This window comes from Mesorhizobium sp. M7A.F.Ca.US.005.03.1.1 (genome assembly GCF_003997975.1).
Taxonomy (GTDB): domain Bacteria; phylum Pseudomonadota; class Alphaproteobacteria; order Rhizobiales; family Rhizobiaceae; genus Mesorhizobium; species Mesorhizobium ciceri.
This window is the reverse complement of the sequence record NZ_RZRO01000187.1, coordinates 1-3,622: the sequence shown is the minus strand read 5'-3', so window position 1 is coordinate 3,622 and position 3,622 is coordinate 1. Positions and strand designations below refer to the sequence as shown.

Sequence of the window (3,622 nt, the reverse complement as noted above, 5' to 3'; positions counted from 1 at the left end):
GCGCTCGACGATCGCCGATGTGCGCGTCAAGGGCGAGCCGGTGGCCAACCAGAACGCCAAGAAATAATCCAATTTTAGGCGGAGCGATCCGCGGACACGCTCTGACGGACGACGCCATATGTTGTATTTCTCGCGCTTCAAGATGATCCTGATCTGGGTGGCCGTGGCCATCACGGTGATCCTCGCCGCGCCCAACCTGTTCTCCGCCAGCACGCTGGCGCAGCTGCCCAACTGGGTGCCGAAGCGGCAGATGACGCTCGGCCTCGACCTGCAGGGTGGTTCGCACATCTTGCTGGAAATGAACCAGAACGATCTGATCAAGGACCGGCTGGAGACGACGCGCGACGAAATCCGCACGCTGCTGCGCGACGCCAAGATTGGCTATACCGGCCTTGCCGGCACCGGGCGGACCCTGCAGGTTCGCATTACCGATCCCGCCCAGATCGATGCCGCCAAGACGGCGCTGAAGACGCTGACCGATCCGGTCGCCGCCGGCCTGTTCACCGGCGGTTCCGTGCAGGAAATGACGCTCGACGATTCCGAGCCCGGCCTGCTCAAGTTCAACGTCACCGATGCCGGCATCAAATACCGCACGTCGACCGCGCTGACGCAGTCGATCGAGGTGGTCGAACGCCGCGTCAACGAACTCGGCACGACCGAACCCATCGTGCAGCGGCAGGGCGACGACCGTATCCTTGTCCAGGTGCCGGGTCTTCAGGACCCGCAAAGGCTGAAGGAAATCCTCGGCCAGACCGCCAAGCTGACCTTCCAGATGGTCGACCAGTCGATGCCGGTGCAGGACGCGCTCAACGGCCGTCCGCCTGCCGGCTCGTCGGTGCTGTATTCGCAGGACGATCCGCCGGTTCCGTATCTGATCGAGAACCGCGTCATCGTCTCGGGCGAAAACCTCGTCGATGCGCAGGCGACCTACAATTCGCAGAACAACGAGCCGGTGGTGTCGTTCCGCTTCGATTCGAAGGGGGCGGCGCGCTTCGGCCAGGCCACGGCGCAAAATGTCGGCAAGCTGTTCGCCATCATCCTCGACAACCAGGTGATTTCGGCGCCGCAGATCCGCGAGCCGATCCTCGGCGGCACCGGCCAAATCTCCGGCAATTTCACCGCCCAGAGCGCCAACGATCTCGCCGTGCTGCTGCGCGCCGGCGCACTGCCGGCGACGTTGACGGTGATCGAAGAACGTACAGTGGGTCCGGGCCTTGGCCAGGATTCGATCCATGCCGGCAAGGTCGCCGGCATCATCGGTTCTATCCTCGTCGTTGCCTTCATGTTCGTCGCCTACGGCTTCCTCGGCTTCCTCGCCAACATCGCGCTGGCGGTGCACGTGGCGATGATCGTCGGCGTGCTCTCGTTGCTTGGCGCGACGCTGACCTTGCCTGGCATCGCCGGTATCGTGCTGACCATCGGCATGGCGGTCGATTCCAACGTGCTGATCTACGAGCGCATCCGCGAGGAGCGGCGCGCCGGCCGCTCGGTCATCCAGGCGATCGATACCGGTTTCACCAAGGCGCTGGCGACCATCGTCGATTCCAACATCACCTCGCTGATCGCCACCGTGGTGCTGTTCTATCTTGGTACCGGTCCGGTGAAGGGCTTTGCCATCACCTATGCCATCGGCATCCTGACGACCGTCTTCACCGCCTTCACCTTCACCCGTCTGCTGGTCTCGATCTGGCTGCGCCGGGCTCGCCCGAAGGAATTGCCGAAGGCGCCGGTGACCTTCGTTCCGCCCGGCACCAAGATCCCCTTCATGGGCATCCGTCGCTGGACGTTCACGCTGTCCAGCGCACTTTCGATCCTGTCGGTGGTGCTGTTCATGACCGTCGGCATCAACTACGGCATCGATTTCAAGGGCGGTTCGCTGATCGAAGTGCAGGCCAAGAGCGGCAATGCCGATCTCGCCGACCTCCGCGCGCGGCTGACCGAACTCAACATCGGTGAAGTCCAGGTGCAGCAGTTCGGTACGCCGAACGACGTGCTGATCCGCGTCGGGACGCAGGATGGTGGCGAAAATGCCGAGCAGACCGTCATCGACAAGGTGCGCGGCGAGCTGCAGGATAATTATGACTTCCGCCGCGTCGAAGTGGTGGGACCGACCGTGTCCGGCGAGCTCGCCAAGCAAGGCACGATCGCCATGCTGATCGCGCTGCTCGGCATCCTGATCTATGTCTGGTTCCGCTTCGAATGGCAGTTCGCGGTCGGCGCCATTGTGGCGACGGTGCACGATGTGGTCATGACGCTCGGCTTCTTCGTCATCTCCGGGCTGGAGTTCAACCAGTCGTCACTGGCGGCGATCCTGACGATCATCGGCTATTCGCTGAACGATACGATCGTGGTCTATGACCGTGTCCGAGAGGATCTGCGAAAATACAAGCGCATGCCGCTGCCGCAACTCCTGAACAACGCCATCAACGAGACGCTGTCGAGAACGACGCTGACCTCGGTGACGACGATCCTGGCGCTGCTGGCGCTGGTTCTGTTCGGTGGCGAGGTGATCCGCTCGTTCACCATGGCCATGCTGTTCGGCGTGATCTTCGGCACCTATTCGTCGATCTTCATCGCCGCACCGCTGCTGATCCTGTTCAAGCTGCGGCCGCAGGCTTCAGCCGACGAGGAGAAGCCGGTCAATGGCGGCAAGGCGGTCGCGACCTGACGCGCCCCCCCGAAGAGGTTTAACGGTGACCAGCAAAGGCATCGTCATCCGCGAGGCGCATTTCCCGGGCCGCGCGCCGATCGAAGCCTACGGCAATGGCGGATTCCGCTTTGCCGACATGTCGCATCGCGGTTCGCTGCTCTGTCTGCCATCCGGCATCCATGGCTGGGAGCCGGTGGATCCCTTGGCGCTGACGGTGGCGGATTTTGACAGGCTGCTGTCCGAGGCCGACAAGATCGAGATCCTGCTGGTCGGCATGGGCAGGGATCTTCGGCCGTTGCCCGCTGCATTGCGGGCCGCGCTGAAGGCCGCCGGCATTGCATCCGACCCGATGTCGACGGGTGCCGCGGTGCGGACCTACAATGTCCTTCTGGCGGAAGAGCGCGCCGTGGCTGCCGCGCTCATTGCCGTCGATTGATATGCCTCGAAGCGCTGAAATCGTCATGGACGCGGTGCGTGCCGCCGACCATGATCGCTATCTGACCGCGCTCTACGCGCCGGACGGCAAGCGCTACGCGCTGTTTTCGCTCTACGCCTTCAACGCGGAGATATCAGGTATTCGCGATCGCATCCATGAGGCGCTACCGGGCGAGGTGCGGCTGCAATGGTGGCGCGATGTCATTGCCGCCGGCGGCGAGGCCGGCGCCGGCCATCCCACTGCCGAAGCCGTGAACGCTACGATAGCGACGTTCGGCCTGCCGAAGCCGGCCTTCGAGAACATGCTCGATGCGCGCATCTTCGACCTCTACGACGACCCGATGCCGTCGCGCACCGATCTGGAAGGCTATTGCGGCGAGACGGCCGCAGCACTCATCCAGCTTGCGGCGATGGTGCTCGACCCCGGCGAGGCGCCGCGCTTTGCCGAACTGGCGGGCAGGGCAGGCTGCGCACAGGCGATGACCGGCCTGCTGCTGCTGTTGCCGCTGCACCGCCAGCGCGGACAATGTTTTGTCC

The 3,622-nt window shown here is 63.7% G+C and carries 3 protein-coding genes; all 3 read left to right on the top strand.

The features are described 5' to 3' along the window. Positions 1-118 precede the first annotated feature (118 nt). Positions 119-2,668 (top strand): protein translocase subunit SecDF, encoded by a 2,550-nt coding sequence (secDF, locus tag EN990_RS34835; protein WP_063172318.1) that lies wholly within the window; start codon positions 119-121, stop codon positions 2,666-2,668. Then, positions 2,643-3,086 (top strand): Mth938-like domain-containing protein, encoded by a 444-nt coding sequence (locus EN990_RS34830; RefSeq protein WP_050596163.1) that lies wholly within the window; start codon positions 2,643-2,645, stop codon positions 3,084-3,086. The genes secDF and EN990_RS34830 overlap by 26 nt, the downstream gene beginning before the upstream one ends. A gap of 1 nt (position 3,087) precedes the next feature. Beyond that, positions 3,088-3,622: phytoene/squalene synthase family protein (locus EN990_RS34825; RefSeq protein ID WP_164766228.1), on the top strand; the 535-nt coding region annotated here is incomplete at its 3' end.

Excerpts from the sequence above, each read along its gene's own strand:
- EN990_RS34830 (WP_050596163.1), top strand. The coding sequence starts at position 2,643 with ATGGCGGCAAGGCGGTCGCGACCTGACGCGCCCCCCCGAAGAGGTTTA.
- secDF (WP_063172318.1), top strand. The coding sequence starts at position 119 with ATGTTGTATTTCTCGCGCTTCAAGATGATCCTGATCTGGGTGGCCGTG.